The organism is Pseudomonas sp. NPDC047961 (assembly GCF_050272435.1).
GTDB lineage: Bacteria > Pseudomonadota > Gammaproteobacteria > Pseudomonadales > Pseudomonadaceae > Stutzerimonas.
In genome coordinates, this window is sequence record NZ_JBNNMD010000002.1 from 673,545 (window position 1) to 691,944 (window position 18,400).

An 18,400-nucleotide genomic window follows, 5' to 3' on the forward strand; every position below is an offset into this window, starting at 1 on the left:
TGAGGTCCGCCCCAAAACCGGTGCCCGCCATTCCATGCCGCTGCAAGAGCTGCCTAACCAACGTGGGTGAGGCTTCAAGTCGACCACGACTGCTGAGCTGTTGCTGCCACAACGTCGCTGCTGGCTGCTCAGCACGTTAGAAACGCACCAGCCGAAAACGACACGGCCCCGCACGCGATGAAGCGGCGAGGCCGTAGAGCGAGTCGGATAAACCGCCGACCCGGTAAAGCTGAACTGCGGGATCAATCCTGGCGGTTGTAACCGACGCGGGTGCAACCCAGGCAGCGAGCAAAGGCCGCGGCACCTGGCTCAACAACCAGCGCATGCCCCGTCTCCTTGATGCCGCCGCCCATGGCGCTGAACGGCAGACTCACGACGAACAGGCCGGCTCCGACGACAGTGGCCGCGATCAGCAGCGGACGGGCGATCAGCAGATCGCCCACGATGGAAAAGGCTTTCGGGGCCTCGACGGTGTACATCGGATCGCCGCTGGCGTTCTGCTGTACCGATTGCGCCTGCACAGGCATCGTCAGCAGACCTGTGGTCAGGGCCAAGACAACAGCAGTGGAGCGAAACAGATTCATGGTGTGGTCCTTCAGCTGGGCGAAACGAGGCAGATGATTGTAGTGAGCGTCACTATAGCAGTGGCCGCCGGTTGTTGATCGTGAACACCGTCAATGCCTGCGCAGTGCATGGCCGATCGGTTTTTCATCGCTGACAGCGTCCGCAATAGACACTGGCACGCTGGCCGAGGCGAATTTCTCGCAGGGTCGAACCACAGGTTTTGCAAAAATCCCCGCCCCGACCGTAGACGAACAGCTCTTGCTGGAAGTAACCCGGCTTGCCATCGCCCCCCACGAAGTCGCGCAGCGTGGTGCCGCCGCGCTCGATGGCATAGGCCAGGATCCGTTTGATCTCGACGGCCAGCTTCAGGTAGCGCGCCCGCGACACCGCGCCGGCCGCTCGCCGCGGATCGATTCCGGCAGCGAACAGCGCCTCGCTCGCATAAATATTACCGACGCCGACCACCACCGCGTTATCCATGATGAACGGCTTGATCGCCATGCTGCGTCCACGTGACATCTGATACAGACGCTCTCCGTCGAACGCGTCGCTGAGCGGCTCCGGGCCCAGGCTGGCGAGCAGCACGTGGCTCAGCGGATCATCGCTCCACAGCAGGGCACCGAAGCGGCGAGGGTCGGTGTAGCGCAGCGCCATTCCGGACTCCAGCACGATGTCGACATGCTCGTGCTTGCCCACTGGAAGATCAGCCGGTACCAGCCGCAGGCTGCCGGACATGCCTAGGTGCGCGATGAGCGTGCCCACTTCAGCCTTGATCAGCAGGTACTTGGCGCGCCGTTCGACCGCCTCGATCCGCTGACCGGACAGCCGTACGTCCAGATCCTCCGGGATCGGCCAGCGCAACCGTCGCTCGCGCACGATGACCCGACTGACACGTTGGCCGACAAGATGCGGAGCGATGCCGCGGCGGGTGGTTTCGACTTCTGGGAGTTCGGGCATACAGGCAAATCGAGAAGGGAACGGCAGGCGACCTTAGCAGCTAACGCACGGCCCGGTCAGCCGACACCCAGCTCCCGAATGATGTCGCGCTGGCATTCGAAATCGTATTCGGAGAGGCCAACGTATTCGAGCACCAGCTGCGCCACGGCAGCCCATTCGTGGTCCTCCGGCTGATCGCCCAGTACGCGATGGCAGGCGCAGATGTGCTCAGCCATCTTCAGGATCGCCAGCAACGTTTTGACTTGAGGGTCGCTCCATTCATCGTTGAACAGTGCCAGCGCGTTGTGGTGGTTGGCGATGGCCTCACACAAATGCTGCGGCAGCTTCCATGAGCGCGCCACGAAATACCCGACCACCGCATGATTGGTATTCAGCACCCGATTTTCGACATCGGTAATGCGCGTTTCGGCACCAACACCGGCGTAGGCCTCCTCCAGCACCCTCATATAGCCAGGAAAGCGGGTGAGCATCAGCGGGATACCGCAATTGTGGAACAGACCCAGCGTGTAGGCCTCGTCAGGCGCCGGATGACCGATGCGCTTGGCCAGGGCCAGACAGGTGCTGGCCACATCCTGCGCCGAATCCCAGAAGCGGTTGAGCGTGACGATGGCCGCATCGGTCAGCTCGCCGCGAATCGATTGTGCATTGATCAGGTTGATGACTGAACGGCAGCCCAGCAGGTTGACGGCTTGCTGGATCGAGGCGATGCGGTTGGCGAGGCCGAAGAACGGTGAGTTAACCGTTTTCAGCAAGGCGCCGGACAACCCTGGATCCTGGCTGATCAGGCGGGCAATGGCGCGCAAGTCGGGATCAGGCATGACCTGCTCCATCTGCAGGTCGACCATGATCTGCGGCTGCGGCGGCACGCTGATCCCCTGCAGCACGCTGCGGATCTGCTCGTCGGTGAGTTCAATGGACATAGAAAGCGGCTCGACCTTGTCGATAGCACAAGGCCACCAAGGAAAGAGTGCGAACTTTGGCCGAGATGGCGGTCGGATTTCAAGTAGATCAATTTGAAATCCGACGAGGAGGAAAACGAAATGGCCGATTCCCTGAAAGGCAAACGCATCGCGATCCTGGTGACAGACGGTTTCGAGCAGGTCGAGCTGACTGGGCCAAAGGAGGCGCTGGAAAAAGCCGGCGCGACCGCCGAGATCATTTCGTCATCGAACGGCGAAGTGACCGGCTGGAACCACACCACGCCCGCCACCAAGTTTCACGTCGACAAGACGTTCGACACCATTCACATGGAAGACTACGACGCCGTTCTGCTTCCGGGCGGCGTGGTGAATTCCGACACCATCCGCACCGACGAGATGGCCCAGGAGCTGGTTCGCGATGCGGCCCGCACCAACAAGACCATTGCCGTGATCTGTCATGGCGCCTGGTTGCTGGCCTCCTCTGATCTGGTCAAAGGCAAGAAGATGACCAGCTGGCCGTCGCTGACCGACGATTTGAAGAACGCCGGCGCCCAGTGGGTCGACGAGCAGGTCGTGGTCGACGGCCATCTGATCAGCAGCCGCAAGCCGGACGACATCCCGGCGTTCAACGAAGCGCTGATCAAAGCCCTCGCGGCCTGACGCCAGCTAGGTAACGCCGAGGCATCGCGAATACCGGTCGACCGCGACTGGCCGATGCCTCTCCTGAGCCGCCTGCTGGGCAACTGCTCCCAGCAGCGATGTCTAACCCCAACGCCCTCCTCCATCCAGCCAGCGCTTTTGTCAGCCCTCTGGCCTATAATCGCGCCCTTTTCCCGGAGCCCTCCTGATGAGCCTGCCCAGCCTGCGCCTCAAAGCCAACGCCGACCGCCGCCTGCGCGCCGGCCATCTGTGGGTCTATAGCAATGAGGTGGACACCGCAGCCACGCCGCTGAGCGGTTTTGCCGCTGGTGATCAGGCCATCCTCGAAGCAGCGGGAGGCAAGCCGCTGGGCATCGTCGGCGTCTCGCCGAACAACCTGATCTGCGCGCGCCTGCTGTCACGTGACCTCAAGCACAGCCTGGACAAGTCGCTGCTGGTCCATCGCATCCAGGTCGCACTGTCGCTGCGTGATCGCCTGTTCGATCAACCTTGCTACCGCCTGATCTACGGTGATTCGGATCTGCTGCCGGGCCTGGTGGTGGACCGTTTCCATGACCATCTGGTGGTTCAGCTGGCCTCCGCCACCATGGAGCGCAACAAGGATGCCGTGCTCGAAGCCCTGGTCCAGGTGCTCAAGCCGCGCGGCGTGCTATGGAAGAACGACTCCAGCGCTCGCGATGCCGAAGGGCTGGAGCGCTACGTCGATACCGCGTTCGGAGTAGTGCCGGAATGGGTTGCGCTGGAAGAGAACGGCGTCAAGTTCGAAGCACCCGTGTTGCAAGGCCAGAAGACCGGCTGGTTCTACGACCACCGCATGAATCGCGCACGCCTGGCGCCCTACGTGAAAGGCAAGCGTGTGCTCGACCTGTTCAGCTACATCGGCGGCTGGGGCGTCCAGGCCGCTGCCTTTGGCGCCAGTGAAGTGTTCTGCGTCGATGCCTCGGCGTTCGCGCTGGATGGCGTCGAGCGCAACGCCGCGCTCAATGGCGTTGCCGAGAAAATGACCTGCGTGGAAGGCGACGCCTTCGAAGCGATGAGAGAGCTGAAGAACGCCGAAGAGCGCTTCGACGTCGTCATCACCGACCCGCCCGCTTTCATCAAACGCAAGAAAGACATCAAGAACGGTGAAGCCGCCTACCGCCGCCTCAACGAAACCGCGATGCGTCTACTGAACAAGGACGGCATCCTGGTCAGCGCCTCTTGCTCGATGCACCTTGAGGAAGACAACCTGCAGAACATCCTGCTCGGCAGCGCCCGGCATCTGGATCGCAACATCCAGCTGCTTGAACGTGGATCACAGGGCCCGGATCACCCGGTGCATCCAGCGATCCCCGAAACCCGCTACATCAAAAGCATCACCTGTCGCATCCTCCCTAACAGCTGATAGCTGTCGCCAGACGAACGAAGCCCCACATCAAAACGCATGCGGGGCTTCGCCGATCGCCTTACTCGATTCCCTTGCGCTGCTCGGTCCAAAGATAGCTGGTGCACAACCCGCAGAAGCGACCATAGAAGGTGCTGCGCGCCGTTTCATCCTCCATCAGGTGATAGCGGAACCACGCCGTTGAGGGTCCGCGGTAGGCTCCACCGTCGCCGACGGGCTCGAAGTGACTGACATACCGCCGCTCACCCCAGAACACCGGCACATTGGCCCGTGTGTAGACCGGCTGCGCGTTGAGGTACGGAAACGCGATGGTGTCGCCCCCGCCTGACATCAGAAACATCGGCCCCTTCTGATTGCGCTGGGACGACGGGTCATGGCCAAGCCCGATGGTGTAGGGCTGGATTGGCGCGGTCACGCTCACCCGATCATCCTGCCCAGCCATGATCGATCCACCGCCGCCCTGGGAATGACCTGACGTGCCGACCCGGCCGGTGTTTAGCACGCCAACGTAAGTGCCATAGGTGCGATTGCTCTCTTGTACCAGATAGTCGAGGCAGGCCAGCATGTCCCGACCAGTCCCGGCGTTGGACGTCTCCGCCGCTGCGACAACGAATCCATGGCTGGCCCAATGCGATAACAGTCCCGAATACGCGGTCGGCCCTGTCCCGGTACCGTTACCCCAGAGAATTACCGGATGCCGGACGCCGTTCTGCCCCAAGCTACTGGGACGGTAGACGCGGCAGTTCGGGCCTTCGCTGCGACTGGTTGTGGCATAGGGGCCGGAGCGCTCGAAGTTCGATACCGCAGGAAAGGGCGCGCCGGGCGTATCCGGCAGCGGCGCAGCCAAGGCAGACCCGCAGATCGCTAGGCCCAGTGCAGCGGCAATGCCGCTAAGTTTGATGTCCAGCATGTGTGTTCCTCTTGTTGTTCTGATCATGTGTATGGACGTTCGCACCAGCTCGCGATGTGAGTCGAACGCACTGCACCTCCTGTGTTTCCCGCGTGACCATCAGCAGTGCGGGTGGCCAGTCGGCCCGAATCAACCCTAGCCAGCGAAAACCACCGCGCCACCTGATGCGCCCGTGGAGCGGACGAACGGCTGCGCTTCGCCCCGGCTGAATAATTCATCATTAGCTTCAGTGTTGATGCGCTTGACTCAACACAGGATGAGCCTCGGTAATCGCGCCGTTTGGCTCGCCGACAGGAACGCGCGTAGAATCGGGCTATTCCTCGCCATCATCCCCAGGCGGGCCATGAGCCCAGGCCGCCCGAGCGATACCCCGCCTCGATCGGCCCCTCCGCACGCACGGTCACCTGCCGTTGCACGCGGCACAGGTGACGCTCACCATAAGCACTATTCGAACCGCTGATTAGCCGCAGGAACCGTCATGCCCGATTACCGCTCGAAAACTTCCACGCACGGCCGCAACATGGCCGGTGCCCGCGCGCTCTGGCGTGCCACCGGCATGAAGGACGAAGACTTCAAGAAGCCGATCATCGCCATCTCCAACTCCTTCACCCAGTTCGTGCCCGGTCACGTGCACCTGAAGGATCTGGGCCAGCTGGTCGCCCGTGAGATTGAAAAGCACGGCGGCGTAGCCAAGGAATTCAATACCATCGCGGTCGACGACGGCATCGCCATGGGCCACGACGGCATGCTCTATTCGCTGCCCTCGCGCGAGATCATTGCCGACTCGGTGGAGTACATGGTCAACGCGCATTGCGCCGACGCCATCGTCTGCATCTCCAACTGCGACAAGATCACCCCCGGCATGCTGATGGCTGCGCTGCGCCTGAACATCCCGGTGGTGTTCGTCTCCGGTGGCCCGATGGAAGCCGGCAAGACCAAGCTGGCCAGCCACGGCCTGGACCTGGTCGATGCCATGGTCATCGCCGCCGATGAAAGCGCCTCCGACGAGAAGGTCGCCGAATACGAGCGCAGCGCCTGCCCGACCTGCGGCAGCTGCTCCGGCATGTTCACCGCAAACTCGATGAACTGCCTGGCCGAAGCCTTAGGGCTAGCCCTGCCTGGCAACGGTTCGACCCTGGCGACCCACAGCGACCGTGAGCAGCTGTTCCTGCGCGCCGGCCGCACCATTGTCGAGCTGTGCCAGCGTTATTACGGTGAAGGCGACGAATCGGTGCTGCCGCGCAATATCGCCAGTCGCAAGGCGTTCGAGAACGCCATGACCCTGGACATCGCCATGGGTGGTTCCACCAACACCATCCTGCACCTGCTGGCTGCGGCTCAGGAAGCCGAGGTCGATTTCGACCTGCGCGCCATCGACGCCCTGTCACGCAAAGTGCCGCAGCTGTGCAAGGTTGCGCCGAACATCCAGAAGTACCACATGGAAGACGTGCACCGCGCCGGCGGCATTTTCTCCATTCTCGGCGAGCTGGCCCGTGGCGGCCTGCTGCACACCGATGTGCCCACCGTGCACAGCCGAACGCTTGCCGAAGGCATCGCTAAATGGGACATCACCCAGACCCAGGACGAAGCGGTACACACCTTCTTCAAGGCAGGCCCGGGCGGTATCCCAACGCAGACGGCGTTCAGCCAGTCGACCCGTTGGGACACCCTGGATCTGGATCGCGCCGAAGGCTGCATCCGCAGCGTCGAGCACGCCTATTCGCAGGAAGGTGGCCTCGCCGTGCTCTACGGCAACATCGCCCTGGATGGCTGCGTGGTGAAGACCGCGGGTGTGGATGAATCCATCCATGTCTTCGAAGGCACCGCCAAGATCTTCGAAAGCCAGGACAGCGCCGTGAAAGGCATCCTCAATGACGAAGTGAAGGCCGGTGACATCGTCATCATTCGCTACGAAGGCCCGAAAGGCGGCCCGGGCATGCAGGAAATGCTCTACCCGACCTCGTACCTGAAATCCAAGGGACTGGGCAAGGACTGCGCCCTGCTCACCGACGGCCGCTTCTCCGGTGGCACCTCGGGCCTGTCCATCGGCCACGCTTCGCCTGAAGCCGCTGCGGGCGGCGCCATCGGCTTGGTACGTGACGGTGACAAGGTGCTGATCGACATCCCCAACCGCAGCATCCAGCTGCAGGTCAGCGATGAAGAACTGTCCCACCGCCGCATCGAGCAGGACAAGAAAGGCTGGAAGCCTGCCGCCCCGCGCCCGCGCAAGGTGACAACAGCGCTCAAGGCCTACGCACTGCTCGCCACCAGCGCCGACAAGGGCGCGGTGCGCAACAAGGCCATGCTGGACGGCTGATCCATCGCGGTAAAACAAGCCTGGCCTTCGCGCCGGGCTTTTTCATGGTTCGCCGATGGCCGGTTCCAGCCGAACTCCGTCAATTTCAATCGCGTTGAAGCGGGGCGCGACCAGTTCGAATTCCCCCCTATCAAGAAGCTCGCCTAGCGCCTCGCCTTCCGGAAGCGCGCCTGCGGTGACGCGCAGCTGGCCAAGCCAACGCCAGCCTCCGGCAGCAACCCGACCCAGCACCGGCACCACCCGAGGCTCGCCACGGAGCAGCAGCACTTCGGATTGGCCGTCCCGATCCAGATCCACCGCAAACAACCGACACTCTGCTAGGCATCCCTGATTGCTGACGGCACGTGCCAACGAGCCATCTTCATCCGTTACAGGTTCGCCAATCCAGGGCACTGGCGGCGCGGCTGCGACCTCCTGCTCGCGTTTCCACGCCCAGTAGTGGTCCGCCTTATCAAGCCGTTGCAGATCGGCTTGCAGGCCTGTGCGCCGAGCCTCGTCTTCCCAATGCTCGTCTAGTTGCTGACGCAGCGCTTGCAGGTATCGCCGTCCCGGCTCGCCCAGCTGAAAGCGAAGCGCGCCCATGTCGGTTCGTTCGACTGGCACTTCGTCACTCAGCAGACGCTGATACTGACTGGCCGCGCTCAGGTGCAGGGGGCTCAGCGCCGGCACATGCATGAGCACCAACAGGCAGGCGGCGAATAGTGCCAGAGGCGGGTTGCTCTGTCGGAGCCCGCTCAGCCACGCGGCATCACGCCGGATCACTGCTCTCACCAGTGCCAGGCCATGCACCATCGCTACGAGCGCCAGGAGCGCAGCCAACACGCGATCCGGCGTCAGCCCGTACTGGTCGATCCGCAGCCACAACGCATGCATCGCGAGGCCAGCCAGTAACGGCAGGCACAGCGAACTGGCATCCGCCAGCAACCGTAAGGGTCGCGGGTAGTGGAACCTCTGCAGCCCGTCCTGCACCACCCCGTTGAGCAGTGCGATATGCGCGAACACCAATGCCAGCAAGATCGGCGTCGCGTGGCGTGTCGCCCAGAGCGGAGCAAGACCGGTGAACGGCAGGAAAACCACGAACAGCAGCAGGATCACCACCGTCAGCGGCAGCAGAAAACGACACATGGCCTGCAGCACATTGCGCAGCGCATCGATGACCTGGCCGCGCTCCAGCCCGATGCGCAGCCCGGCGGCGACAACGGTCGCGCTGGCGACCCAGACGAAGCCGGACGAATTGAAGAGCCGCTTGAACTGATCGACCCCGAGCATGCTGAACAGGCCCGCCCAGAGCCAGATCAACAGCCAGAACACCCCGAGCATCACGAGCGCCATGAACAGCAGCAAACCGTTGTTCCAGGCGTGACGGTAGAGCGCGCTGTAGTCGAAGCGCCAGCGATGCGCAGGGTCACGAGCCTGGATGAAGGGTGTGAGGATGTAAGCCAGTGCCAGATGACTCCACAGCAGCAGCGTGCCGGTCGTTTCATCGAAGTAATACCAGCGCGGCTGGTCGAACTGAACCCCAAGCCACGCCGCCAGCGTTGCGGGCAAAAGAATCCCCGGGAGCAGCAGCTTCCAGCGATCCGCCTCGCGCAACTGCCCCCATAGCATCTGCAGCTGCCAGCCCCCCACCACGACCAACACAATCAGGGCCGAACAGAGGGACCGCCAGACAGACCCGTGCGGCCAGCTTTCGCTGGCCATCCATAGCGTCAGGCCCTGCAACAGACCCACCGACAGATAAACCATCAGGGGTCGATGCTCACTTGCTGGTTGCATGATTGTTCCTTCAGAAAATCGTGGCAGCGCGGTCAGGCGCAGGTTATGCGGTTGCAACGTCAGAGTCTCAACATACCGCGCTGCGCCCGTGAGGCTGGCAGGTAATTCAGCCGTCAGCCACTGGCCGTCCCGCTTTTCGTAAGAGCATGCAAACTCGCGATCAAGCTCTGAGATTCATGCTGCGGTAGAGCCCGGATCGCCAGCAAGCTGGCTCCTACAGGGGGCTGGCGATCTGAGTACAGCCTTCCGCGACTGGCCATCCCGGTTTTCGTACGAGCAACCTCGCTCGCGATCAAGCGCTAAGACTCATGCTGCGGGAGAGCCCGGATCGCCAGCAAGCTGGCTCCAATAGAGCCTGGCGATCTGAGTACAGCCTTCCGTGACCGGCCATCCGGGTTTTTGTAGGAGCGAGCTCGCTCGCGATCAAGCGCTAGACTCATGCTGCGGGAGAGCCCGGATCGCCAGCAAGCTGGCTCCTACAGAGGCTGGCGATCTGAGTACAGCCTTCCGTGACCGGCCATCCCGGTTTTCGTAGGAGCATGCGTACTCGCGATCAAGCGCTAGATTCATGCTGCGGGCGAGCCCGGGTCGCCCGCAAGCTGGCTCCTACAGGGGGCTGACTATCTGAGTACAGCCGTCAGCCACTGGCCGTCCCGGTTTTCGTAGGAGCGAGCTCGCTCGCGATCAGACCCGCGTCATCAGCCAACAGGTTCAGCTGTGCCCCATCGATGCTGCCACGTAGAATCGCGCTCTTTTTAGCTGGAGCATGCCATGAGCGCGCTGAAGTCCTCCCCCGACGAGTTGCGTAACGACCTGGTCTACGGCCTCGACGACAGGCCCAGTCCCTGGATCGCCTTTCTCGCCGCGCTGCAGCATCTGCTGGCGATCATCGTGCCGATCGTCACGCCCGGATTGCTGATCTGCCAGGCCATCGGCGTATCGCCACGCGACACCAATATCATCGTGTCCATGTCGCTGGTAATTTCCGGCATCGCCACCTTCGTCCAGTGCAAGCGCTTCGGTCCGCTCGGCGCAGGGCTGCTAATCGTGCAGGGCACCAGCTTCAACTTCGTTGGCCCGCTGATCGCCGGCGGCGTACTGATGGTCAAGCAGGGCACGCCGGTCGAAGCGGTGATGTCGGCGATTTTCGGTGTGGTGATTGCCGGCTCCTTTATCGAGATGGGCGTCTCGCGCGTGCTGCCGTTCATCAAGCGCCTGATCACACCGCTGGTGACCGGCATCGTGGTGCTGATGATCGGCCTGACGCTGATCAAAGTCGGGCTGATCAGCATGGGCGGTGGCTACGCCGCCATGGGTGACGGCAGCTTCGCCAGCCGCGAGAATCTGCTGCTCTCCGGCGTAGTGCTGGGCGCCATCGTCGTGCTCAACCGCCTGCCGGTGCAGTGGATGCGCAGCTGCGCCATCATCATCGCGCTGGCCATCGGCTATGCGCTGTCCGCCTACCTGGGACGCCTGGACTTCACCGGCATGCGCGAAGCCGAGCTGTTCGAGGTGCCGATGCCATTGCACTTCGGCCTAGGCTTCTCCTGGAGCCTGTTCATTCCGATGGTGGTGATCTATCTGGTCACCTCGCTCGAAGCCATCGGTGACATCACCGCCACCAGCAAACTTTCACGCCAGCCGGTGGAAGGCCCGCTGTGGATGCAGCGCATCAAGGGTGGCGTGCTGGTCAATGGTGCCAACTCGCTGCTGGCGGGTTTCTTCAATACCTTCCCAAGCTCGGTGTTCGCGCAGAACAACGGCATCATCCAGCTCACCGGCATCGCCAGCCGCTACGTCGGCATGTGGATCGCGGTGATGCTGGTGATTCTCGGACTGTTCCCAGCCGTCGCAGGCGTGCTGCAGGCCGTGCCCGAGCCCGTACTGGGTGGCGCCGCTATTGTGATGTTCGGTGCGGTAGCGGCCGCGGGCATCAACATTCTCACGGGCATCCAGCTGGATCGCCGCGCGCTGCTGATCATCTCGGTCTCGCTGGCGCTGGGCCTGGGCTTTTCTCAGGTGCCGGAGTTCCTGGCAAACCTGCCGGGCGAGCTGCGCAACGTGCTGGAATCTGGGGTTGCAACCGGCGGCATTTGCGCCCTGGTGATGAACTGGTTCCTACCCGAGTCGCCGGCAAGCGCAGAGCAAGACCCGGTCTGATCAACTGGTACGCGCCTCCTGAGCGAGGCGCTGGCAGACCTCATCGGCGATCGCCAGGGCAGCGGTCAGTCCTGGCGATTCGATGCCGAACAGATTCACCAGCCCCGCAACGCCATGCTCGGCCGGCCCGTCGATACGGAAATCCGCAGCCGGTTCGCCGGGTCCACTGATCTTCGGGCGAATGCCGGTGTACGCCGGTTGCAACGCACCATCGGGCAATCCCGGCCAGTAACGGCGGATCGCGGCGTAGAAACGCTCCGCGCGGCTTTCATCCATCGTGTAATCCAGGCCGTCGACCCATTCCACGTCCGGGCCGAACCGCGCCTGTCCGCCGAGGTCCAGTGTCAGGTGCACGCCCAGCCCGCCGGGTTCCGGGAGTGGATAGACCAGGTGCCGGAATGGCGTCGGGGTCGACAGGCTGAAATAGCTGCCCTTGGCGAAATAGCGAGGCGGCACCGATTCAACGGTCAGTCCCGCCGTGCGCGCGGCGATTTCTGGTGCTGCGTGTCCGGCACAGTTGATGACGCTGCTGGCCAGCAGCGTCATCGGCGTTTCACCTCCCACCTCGACACACAGCCCCGCACCGGTCACCTCAATGGACGCTACCGGCGCATGCAACGCCAGCAACGCACCCGCGGCCTCGGCATCCCCTTGCAGCGCCAGCATCAGCCCATGGCTGTCGACAATGCCGGTACTGGGCGAGAGCAGCCCGGCCACGGCATTGAGCTGCGGTTCCAGGGATTTCACCTCATCGCCATCAAGCCGCTGCAGATCGCCGACGCCGTTAGCGATGGCGTGTGCCTGTAGCGCATCGAGCCCCGCCAATTGGGACTCATCGGTGGCGACGATCAGCTTGCCGCAACGCCGATAAGGCACGCCGTGACTGTCGCAGAACGCATAGAGTGCATCGCGCCCGGCCACGCACAGCCGTGCCTTCAGCGAACCTTGCGGATAGTAGATGCCGGCGTGAATGACCTCGCTGTTGCGCGAACTGGTGCCCGTACCGATGGCTGACTCGGCTTCCAGTATCACCACCTCGCGTCCGGCCTGGGCCAGTGCCCGCGCTACCGCCAGCCCCACCACGCCAGCACCGATGACCACACAATCGACCTGCTCCATTCCCGCTCCCCTACAATTAGGCGAGCGCCAGACTGCCGCAAGATCGAACCGCGGCCAAGCCTCGCTTGCCCAACATCCATACACTCATGAAAACGGGAGCCACCATGCGCATTGGCGTCATATCCGACACCCACGGCCTGCTGCGCCCTGAAGCCATCGCTGCGCTGCAGGGTTGCGAGCGCATCATCCATGCCGGTGACATCGGCAAACCCGAGGTGCTGGACAGGTTGCGTGAGCTGGCGCCACTGGACGTCATTCGTGGCAACGTCGACAGCGCTGATTGGGCCACAGCGGTTCCGGAGCACCTGGATTTAGAAATCGGCGGGCTGCGCATCCACGTCACCCATGACGTCAAGACGATGGGGATCGACCCGGTCGCCGAGCGGGTCGACGTGGTCATCGCCGGGCACTCGCACCAGCCCAAGATCGAGCAGGTCAACGGCGTGCTCTACCTCAACCCGGGGAGCGCCGGCCGTCGCCGCTTTACATTGCCGATCAGCCTGGCCCTGCTGGACATCGAGGACGGCCAGCCGCGAGCGCAGCTGGTGACGCTGGGTTAATCGCTCAGCTGACGCCCATATAGCGATCGCTGCGGTGATTGATTGCCAGCACCAGATTCAGTGCCACCGCGCCCAGCACCGAGAGCGCAACCTTATCCAGCGGCACGATGAATACAGCCGCCAGCACGATCAGCGCGTCGATGCCCATCTGGAAGGTCCCGGCGCGCAGGCCGAAGCGCTCCTGCAGGAACAGCGCGAGGATGTTGACGCCACCGAGGCTGGCGCGGTGACGGAACAGCATCAACAGCCCGACGCCCATGGCGAAGCCGCCGAACAGCGCGGCGTAATAGATGTTCAGCTCGGCAAAGCGAATCCAGTTCGGTGTCAGTTCGGCCAGCAGCGACACCAGACCCACCGCAATGATGGTGCGCAGCGTAAAGCTCCAGCCCATGCGCCAGATCGCCAGTAGGTAGAACGGGATATTGAGCGTGAAGAACACCAGCCCGAAGGGCCAGCCGGCGAAATACTTGAGCAGAAAGGCCAGACCGACCGTGCCGCCAGTCAATAGCCCGGCATGGCTGTAGAAGGCAATGCCCAACGCCACCATCGCGGTGCCCAGCAGTAGCGCCAGCGCATCCTCCCAGAGCGGATGGCGGACGAAGATCGCGGCGATGGTTTCCGCCTGCTCCGCGTCCTCGCGTTCAGCGTCACGCTGGTTGACGACCGCGTCCGCTGCGCCACGTTGCACTGCGCCACGTTGCACTACGCCCTGTTTGTCGTTCTGCATGAAAGGTGTCTCGTGAGAAGCGGAGGGAAAGCATAGAAGCTGACGCCAGGCGAGGACTTGGCGTCGGTCAAGGAAGCCTGGGGATGCCTAGGGTCAGCGACGCTGCCAGGTCTCGAAGCGATAGCCGGGCGCCTCGCCCTCGGCAGGATGTGACTGGCTCTCGGTACGCTGCCATTCGGCTTCTTCGAAGGCGGGGAAAAAGGCGTCGCCTTCAGGGGCCGCATCGATTCGGGTGAGGTAGAGGCGCTGAGCCTGCCCCAATGCCTGGGCGTAGAGTTGCGCGCCGCCAATCAGCATCAGCTCCTCGACACCCTGCTCGCGCGCCCACTGCTCCGCGCGAACCAGCGCAGCGTCGAGCGTAGTAAAGGTTTCGGCACCGTCGAGCTGCAGGTCCTGCTGGCGGCTAACCACCAGATTCAGCCGACCTGGCAATGGGCGGCCGAGGGAATCCCAGGTCTTGCGCCCCATGATGATCGGCTTGCCAAGGGTCATCGCCTTGAAGTGTTTGAGGTCGGCCGGCAGATGCCAGGGCATCGTGTTGTCGAGGCCGATGACGCGGTTGTCCGCCATGGCCGCGATCATAGCGAGGGGAAGTGAGGTCTGATTCATGGCGGCGAGAATAACAGAGCGCCGGCGGAGCAGTCAGCGCCGCCAGATACACGTCAACAACATCGAACGGTCATCTTCGCTTTACCAAAGCGTCAAGCTATCGTCATTGTCACGCCTCAGGCTTACCGCTCCCCTTCCACGGAGACGCCCACAATGGCCCGCCACAGCCGCCCTACCTTGCGCCACCTATTTGCCGCCTGCAGCCTGCTGCTGCCGATCGCCGCGTTTGCCGCCACGCCCGACGCCTCGGTCGCTGCCAAGAACGGCCGCGACGAGCCCCATCCGCTGGTCATTGCCCACCGCGGCGCCAGTGGCTACGTGCCCGAGCACACCCTTGCCTCTTACGCGCTGGCCATTCTGCAGGGCGCCGACTATGTCGAGCCGGACCTCGTCATGACCCGCGACGGCGAGCTGGTCGCCCGTCACGACAACGAGCTGGGGTTGACCACCGATGTGTCACAGCACCCCGAATTCGCCGACCGCAAGCGCACGCAAATGGTCGACGGCGTGAAGCTCACCGGCTGGTTCAGCGAAGACTTCACCCTGGCCGAGCTGAAAACCCTGCGCGCCATCGAGCGCATCCCAACGATCCGTCCCGGTAACGCGCGGCTCGACGGCAGCCTGGAAATCCCGACGCTGCAGGAGATCATCGATCTGGTGAAAACCATGCAGCTGAGCGAGCGCCGCCGCATCGGTCTGTACCCGGAAACCAAGCACCCGACGCACTTCCAGAAGCTTGGCCTGGCTATCGAAAAACCACTGGTGCGCGTCCTCCACCGCAACGGCTATGCAGGCCGCAGTGCGCCGGTCTATATCCAGTCCTTTGAAGTGGAAAACCTCAAGACCCTCAGCGGCTTGACGCAGCTGCGCCTGGTCCAGCTGTTTGGCGGTGGACAGCCCTACGATCAGAAAGTACGCGGCAGCAAACTGACCTACGCGCAGATGGCAACCGCAGAAGGCCTGAAGGCCATCTCGCGCTACGCCGCGGGCGTCGGCCCGGAAAAGAGCTACATCATTCCGCGTGACGCCAACGGCAATCTCGGCCAGCCCACCGACTTCGTGCCAAACGCCCACGCCGCTGGCCTGAAGGTGCACCCGTACACCTTCCGCGCCGAGAACGTGTTCCTTCCGGCCAATCTGCGCAAAGGCGACTCCCCAACCGAGCGCGGCAATATTGAAGCTGACATACAGGCCTTCCTCGACGCTGGCATCGACGGGCTGTTCATCGATCAGCCGGACATCGCGGTAAAAGTGCGCGGGCAGTAATACCCAGCGCTACCCCGCCCGGCCAGGATGGCCGGGCACTCCTACGTCCGGGTTGTCATGCCAAGTGATCGGCGCTGAGCGAGCGAGTCAGCCGATCACGCCCGCCTGGTGCAGCTCGGCCAGTTCCGCTTCGCTTTTGCCGAGCACACGAGTGAGCACGCTATCGGTGTGCTGACCGTGCAGCGGCGGCGCCTTGGCGACAACCGTTAGCGTACGCGAGAAGCGCAGCGGGCTGCGCACCATGCGCACCTCCCCGGCGACCGGGTGCTCGGCGCTGATGACGAGGTCGCGATAGCCTGCCGTTTCCGACTCCAGCGCCTGAGCGACATCCTTCACTTCACCGACCGGAATCGCCTGCGCGCGCAATGCGCCGATCAACGCCTCGTTGTTCCAGCCCGCAAACGCGTCCTGCAGTATCGGGAGCAACACCTCACGGTTCTCCGTGCGGCCCTTGTTCTGGGCGAAGCGCGGATCGCTGTGGAGCTCCGGACGCTTGAGCACGTCCAGACACAGGCGGCGATACTGCTCGTCGTTGCCCACGGCCAAGGCGATGCTGCCATCGGCGGTGTTGAACAGCTGGTAGGGCACGATGCTGGCGTGAGCATTGCCGTAGCGTTGCGGCACCTTACCCGTGTTGAGGTAGCCGGACGCGACATTGGCCAGGAAGTGCAGCGCACTGTCGGACAGCGCGATATCCACCGACTGACCGAGCCCGGACTTCTCGCGCTCGAACAGCGCCGCCAGGATGCCCTGAACCGCATTCATGCCAGTAACCAGATCGATGAAAGCCACGCCCAGGCGCATGGGCTCGCCCTCCTTCTCGCCCGTGATCGACATGAAGCCGCTTTCGGCTTGGATGATGAAGTCGTAGCCAGGCCGGTTTTCCATCGGGTTGCCGCGCCCGTATCCGGTAATCGAGCAATGGATGAGCCGAGGATTGACCGCTGCCAGCGTTTCGTAATCCAACCCGAGGCGCTTGAGGCTTGCAGGCAGGAAGTTTTCGACCACCACGTCGGCCTGCGCGGCCAAATCAAGGATCAGCTGACGCCCCTCGGGTTTACGCAAGTCCACCGCCAGGCTCTGCTTGTTGCGATTGGCGCTGAGGTAGTAGGTGGAGATGCCGGCCTTGGCCGGCGGCATCCAGCTGCGGGTGTCGTCACCCTCCAGGCTTTCGATCTTCCACACCTCGGCGCCGAGGTCCGCCAGGGCCATGGTCGACCAGGGCCCGGCGAGGATGCGTGTCAGATCCAGTACCTTGATGCCTTGTAGAACGCTCATCGACTCTCCTTCTAACCTGAACTGGCAATGGAGTCGAAACTGGCGCAAGCGGGTCAAAACCACAACAGCTGGCCTGCAAACATCTGTGCGATTACCGAACCGTTTTTCGTTCATCGGACTCCCGTCAGGGTTCGATCCTTTTAAGGTGACAGCGTCGCCTGATCGCCACCCGCAGCCTTAAAACAACTACAAGAAGAGAACACCACCATGCCCCTGACTATGAAGCGCACCCTGAGCCTGTTCCTCCTGGCCGCCACGCTCCCCCTCGCCTCGCTGGCCCAGGCCGCCGAATGGCCGACCGACACCGTCCGCCTGGTGGTGCCCTATGCGCCGGGCGGGACCACAGACGTTCTGTCGCGCAAGGTTGCCGACCTGCTGCAGCAACAGATCGGCACGGTCGTCGTGGAAAACCGTCCGGGCGCTGGCTCGACCATGGCCACCGGACAACTGGCCCGCGGCGGACGGGGCGCTGACCACACGATTCTGATGGCGTCTCCCGGACACACCATCGGCCCGGTGATCTATAAAAAGCTGCCTTACGAGCCGGTGAAAGACTTCAAATTCATCCGTAACATCATCGAAATCCCCAACGTGATGGTGGTTCCGGCAGACAGCCCGTACAACTCGGTAGAAGAATTCATCGAGGCGGCCAAGACCAAGGAGATGACCTTCAGCTCCGCCGGCATCGGCAGCTCGATCCATATGTCCGGCGAGCTGTTCAAGACCATGACCGGCACCCAGATGACTCACGTACCCTTCCGCGGAAGCGGCGAAGCGCTGCCGGCACTGCTCAGCGGCGACGTCGACGTCTCCTTCGAAAACATGCCGACCGTGCTCTCGCACATCCAGTCCGGCAAGCTCAAGGCGCTGGCCGTCACCTCGAAGGAGGCATCGCCCTACCTGCCGGATGTCGAGCCGCTGTCCAAAATCGGCGCGGACCTGGGCCTGGGCGAATTCGTCACGACCGCCTGGTTCGGGCTGATCGCCGATGACCAGATGTCCGACCAGGCCGTCGAGACGCTGCAGACCGCACTGGACAAAGTCATGGACGACCAGGGCTTCAAGGATTTCGCCGCACAGATCGGTGGTGAGCCGGCGACCGAGGAAGGCGATGATTTCCGTGACTACGTCGCCGAGGACGTTCAGCGCTGGCAGCGTGTAGCCGGTCAGGCCGAGCTGAACTGATCGGAGGT

At 63.1% G+C, this 18,400-nt stretch carries 16 protein-coding genes; 7 read left to right on the forward strand and 9 right to left on the reverse strand.

The window, feature by feature from the left end:
• Positions 1-242 precede the first annotated feature (242 nt).
• The 3 genes from ACQKIK_RS09340 to ACQKIK_RS09350 all read right to left on the reverse strand — a co-directional run bounded on the left by ACQKIK_RS09340 (position 243) and on the right by ACQKIK_RS09350 (position 2,387).
• Positions 243-584, reverse strand: coding sequence for a hypothetical protein (locus ACQKIK_RS09340; protein ID WP_045423621.1), 342 nt, complete (start codon positions 582-584; stop codon positions 243-245).
• Between the two features lie 124 nt (positions 585-708).
• Positions 709-1,521: a bifunctional DNA-formamidopyrimidine glycosylase/DNA-(apurinic or apyrimidinic site) lyase gene (mutM, locus tag ACQKIK_RS09345; protein ID WP_499135693.1), complete on the reverse strand. Its 813-nt coding sequence runs from the start codon at positions 1,519-1,521 to the stop codon at positions 709-711.
• A 56-nt stretch (positions 1,522-1,577) separates the two neighbouring features.
• Positions 1,578-2,387 carry an HDOD domain-containing protein gene (locus tag ACQKIK_RS09350; RefSeq protein WP_196766742.1) on the reverse strand — a complete coding sequence of 270 codons (810 nt, stop codon included), beginning with the start codon at positions 2,385-2,387 and terminating at the stop codon, positions 1,578-1,580.
• A gap of 174 nt (positions 2,388-2,561) precedes the next feature.
• On the opposite strand from ACQKIK_RS09350, the gene ACQKIK_RS09355 reads away from it, so the two are divergent.
• On the forward strand, positions 2,562-3,101 hold the full coding sequence (locus ACQKIK_RS09355; protein WP_499135694.1) for a type 1 glutamine amidotransferase domain-containing protein: 540 nt from the start codon (positions 2,562-2,564) through the stop codon (positions 3,099-3,101).
• Positions 3,102-3,288: 187 nt separating this feature from the next.
• Entirely contained in the window at positions 3,289-4,485 is a 1,197-nt protein-coding gene (locus ACQKIK_RS09360; RefSeq protein ID WP_463308403.1) for a class I SAM-dependent rRNA methyltransferase, read from the forward strand.
• 61 nt (positions 4,486-4,546) lie between these two features.
• On the opposite strand, the gene ACQKIK_RS09365 is transcribed toward ACQKIK_RS09360, so the two are convergent.
• Entirely contained in the window at positions 4,547-5,395 is an 849-nt protein-coding gene (locus tag ACQKIK_RS09365) for a poly(ethylene terephthalate) hydrolase family protein (protein WP_046161577.1), read from the reverse strand.
• 478 nt (positions 5,396-5,873) lie between these two features.
• Here ACQKIK_RS09365 and ilvD point away from each other — a divergent pair, with 478 nt between their 5' ends.
• Entirely contained in the window at positions 5,874-7,712 is a 1,839-nt protein-coding gene (gene ilvD, locus ACQKIK_RS09370) for a dihydroxy-acid dehydratase (protein WP_499135695.1), read from the forward strand.
• A 42-nt stretch (positions 7,713-7,754) separates the two neighbouring features.
• Here ilvD and ACQKIK_RS09375 read toward each other — a convergent pair whose 3' ends face one another.
• On the reverse strand, positions 7,755-9,488 hold the full coding sequence (locus ACQKIK_RS09375; RefSeq protein ID WP_499135697.1) for a DUF4153 domain-containing protein: 1,734 nt from the start codon (positions 9,486-9,488) through the stop codon (positions 7,755-7,757).
• A 771-nt stretch (positions 9,489-10,259) separates the two neighbouring features.
• On the opposite strand from ACQKIK_RS09375, the gene ACQKIK_RS09380 reads away from it, so the two are divergent.
• Positions 10,260-11,648 carry a uracil-xanthine permease family protein gene (locus tag ACQKIK_RS09380; protein ID WP_499135698.1) on the forward strand — a complete coding sequence of 463 codons (1,389 nt, stop codon included), beginning with the start codon at positions 10,260-10,262 and terminating at the stop codon, positions 11,646-11,648.
• Here ACQKIK_RS09380 and ACQKIK_RS09385 read toward each other — a convergent pair whose 3' ends face one another.
• Complete coding sequence (locus ACQKIK_RS09385) at positions 11,649-12,767, reverse strand: NAD(P)/FAD-dependent oxidoreductase (protein WP_499135699.1); 1,119 nt, start codon at positions 12,765-12,767, stop codon at positions 11,649-11,651.
• A gap of 104 nt (positions 12,768-12,871) precedes the next feature.
• On the opposite strand from ACQKIK_RS09385, the gene ACQKIK_RS09390 reads away from it, so the two are divergent.
• On the forward strand, positions 12,872-13,327 hold the full coding sequence (locus tag ACQKIK_RS09390; protein ID WP_499135701.1) for a metallophosphoesterase family protein: 456 nt from the start codon (positions 12,872-12,874) through the stop codon (positions 13,325-13,327).
• A 4-nt stretch (positions 13,328-13,331) separates the two neighbouring features.
• Here ACQKIK_RS09390 and ACQKIK_RS09395 read toward each other — a convergent pair whose 3' ends face one another.
• Together ACQKIK_RS09395 and ACQKIK_RS09400 are read right to left on the reverse strand one after the other, a co-directional pair.
• Positions 13,332-14,054, reverse strand: a complete 723-nt coding sequence (locus tag ACQKIK_RS09395) for a YitT family protein (protein WP_499135702.1) — start codon at positions 14,052-14,054, stop codon at positions 13,332-13,334.
• 93 nt (positions 14,055-14,147) lie between these two features.
• Positions 14,148-14,663 carry a dihydrofolate reductase gene (locus tag ACQKIK_RS09400; protein ID WP_064480858.1) on the reverse strand — a complete coding sequence of 172 codons (516 nt, stop codon included), beginning with the start codon at positions 14,661-14,663 and terminating at the stop codon, positions 14,148-14,150.
• 153 nt (positions 14,664-14,816) lie between these two features.
• Here ACQKIK_RS09400 and ACQKIK_RS09405 point away from each other — a divergent pair, with 153 nt between their 5' ends.
• On the forward strand, positions 14,817-15,929 hold the full coding sequence (locus tag ACQKIK_RS09405) for a glycerophosphodiester phosphodiesterase (protein WP_499135704.1): 1,113 nt from the start codon (positions 14,817-14,819) through the stop codon (positions 15,927-15,929).
• A gap of 87 nt (positions 15,930-16,016) precedes the next feature.
• Here the strand turns inward: ACQKIK_RS09405 and ACQKIK_RS09410 are convergent, their stop codons facing one another.
• Positions 16,017-17,207, reverse strand: a complete 1,191-nt coding sequence (locus ACQKIK_RS09410) for a CaiB/BaiF CoA transferase family protein (protein ID WP_499135705.1) — start codon at positions 17,205-17,207, stop codon at positions 16,017-16,019.
• A gap of 207 nt (positions 17,208-17,414) precedes the next feature.
• Between ACQKIK_RS09410 and ACQKIK_RS09415 the strand changes: the two genes are divergently transcribed.
• The gene (locus ACQKIK_RS09415) at positions 17,415-18,392 is read left to right on the forward strand and encodes a Bug family tripartite tricarboxylate transporter substrate binding protein (protein WP_463309484.1); all 978 of its coding nucleotides are present in this window, start codon (positions 17,415-17,417) and stop codon (positions 18,390-18,392) included.
• Positions 18,393-18,400: the final 8 nt, after the last annotated feature.

Bases quoted from the DNA above. Each gene is read 5' to 3' on its own strand.
- ACQKIK_RS09340 (WP_045423621.1), bottom strand. From the start codon at position 584: ATGAATCTGTTTCGCTCCACTGCTGTTGTCTTGGCCCTGACCACAGGT.
- mutM (WP_499135693.1), bottom strand. From the start codon at position 1,521: ATGCCCGAACTCCCAGAAGTCGAAACCACCCGCCGCGGCATCGCTCCG.
- ACQKIK_RS09355 (WP_499135694.1), top strand. From the start codon at position 2,562: ATGGCCGATTCCCTGAAAGGCAAACGCATCGCGATCCTGGTGACAGAC.
- ACQKIK_RS09360 (WP_463308403.1), top strand. From the start codon at position 3,289: ATGAGCCTGCCCAGCCTGCGCCTCAAAGCCAACGCCGACCGCCGCCTG.
- ACQKIK_RS09365 (WP_046161577.1), bottom strand. From the start codon at position 5,395: ATGCTGGACATCAAACTTAGCGGCATTGCCGCTGCACTGGGCCTAGCG.
- ilvD (WP_499135695.1), top strand. From the start codon at position 5,874: ATGCCCGATTACCGCTCGAAAACTTCCACGCACGGCCGCAACATGGCC.
- ACQKIK_RS09375 (WP_499135697.1), bottom strand. From the start codon at position 9,488: ATGCAACCAGCAAGTGAGCATCGACCCCTGATGGTTTATCTGTCGGTG.
- ACQKIK_RS09380 (WP_499135698.1), top strand. From the start codon at position 10,260: ATGAGCGCGCTGAAGTCCTCCCCCGACGAGTTGCGTAACGACCTGGTC.
- ACQKIK_RS09385 (WP_499135699.1), bottom strand. From the start codon at position 12,767: ATGGAGCAGGTCGATTGTGTGGTCATCGGTGCTGGCGTGGTGGGGCTG.
- ACQKIK_RS09390 (WP_499135701.1), top strand. From the start codon at position 12,872: ATGCGCATTGGCGTCATATCCGACACCCACGGCCTGCTGCGCCCTGAA.
- ACQKIK_RS09395 (WP_499135702.1), bottom strand. From the start codon at position 14,054: ATGCAGAACGACAAACAGGGCGTAGTGCAACGTGGCGCAGTGCAACGT.
- ACQKIK_RS09400 (WP_064480858.1), bottom strand. From the start codon at position 14,663: ATGAATCAGACCTCACTTCCCCTCGCTATGATCGCGGCCATGGCGGAC.
- ACQKIK_RS09405 (WP_499135704.1), top strand. From the start codon at position 14,817: ATGGCCCGCCACAGCCGCCCTACCTTGCGCCACCTATTTGCCGCCTGC.
- ACQKIK_RS09410 (WP_499135705.1), bottom strand. From the start codon at position 17,207: ATGAGCGTTCTACAAGGCATCAAGGTACTGGATCTGACACGCATCCTC.
- ACQKIK_RS09415 (WP_463309484.1), top strand. From the start codon at position 17,415: ATGCCCCTGACTATGAAGCGCACCCTGAGCCTGTTCCTCCTGGCCGCC.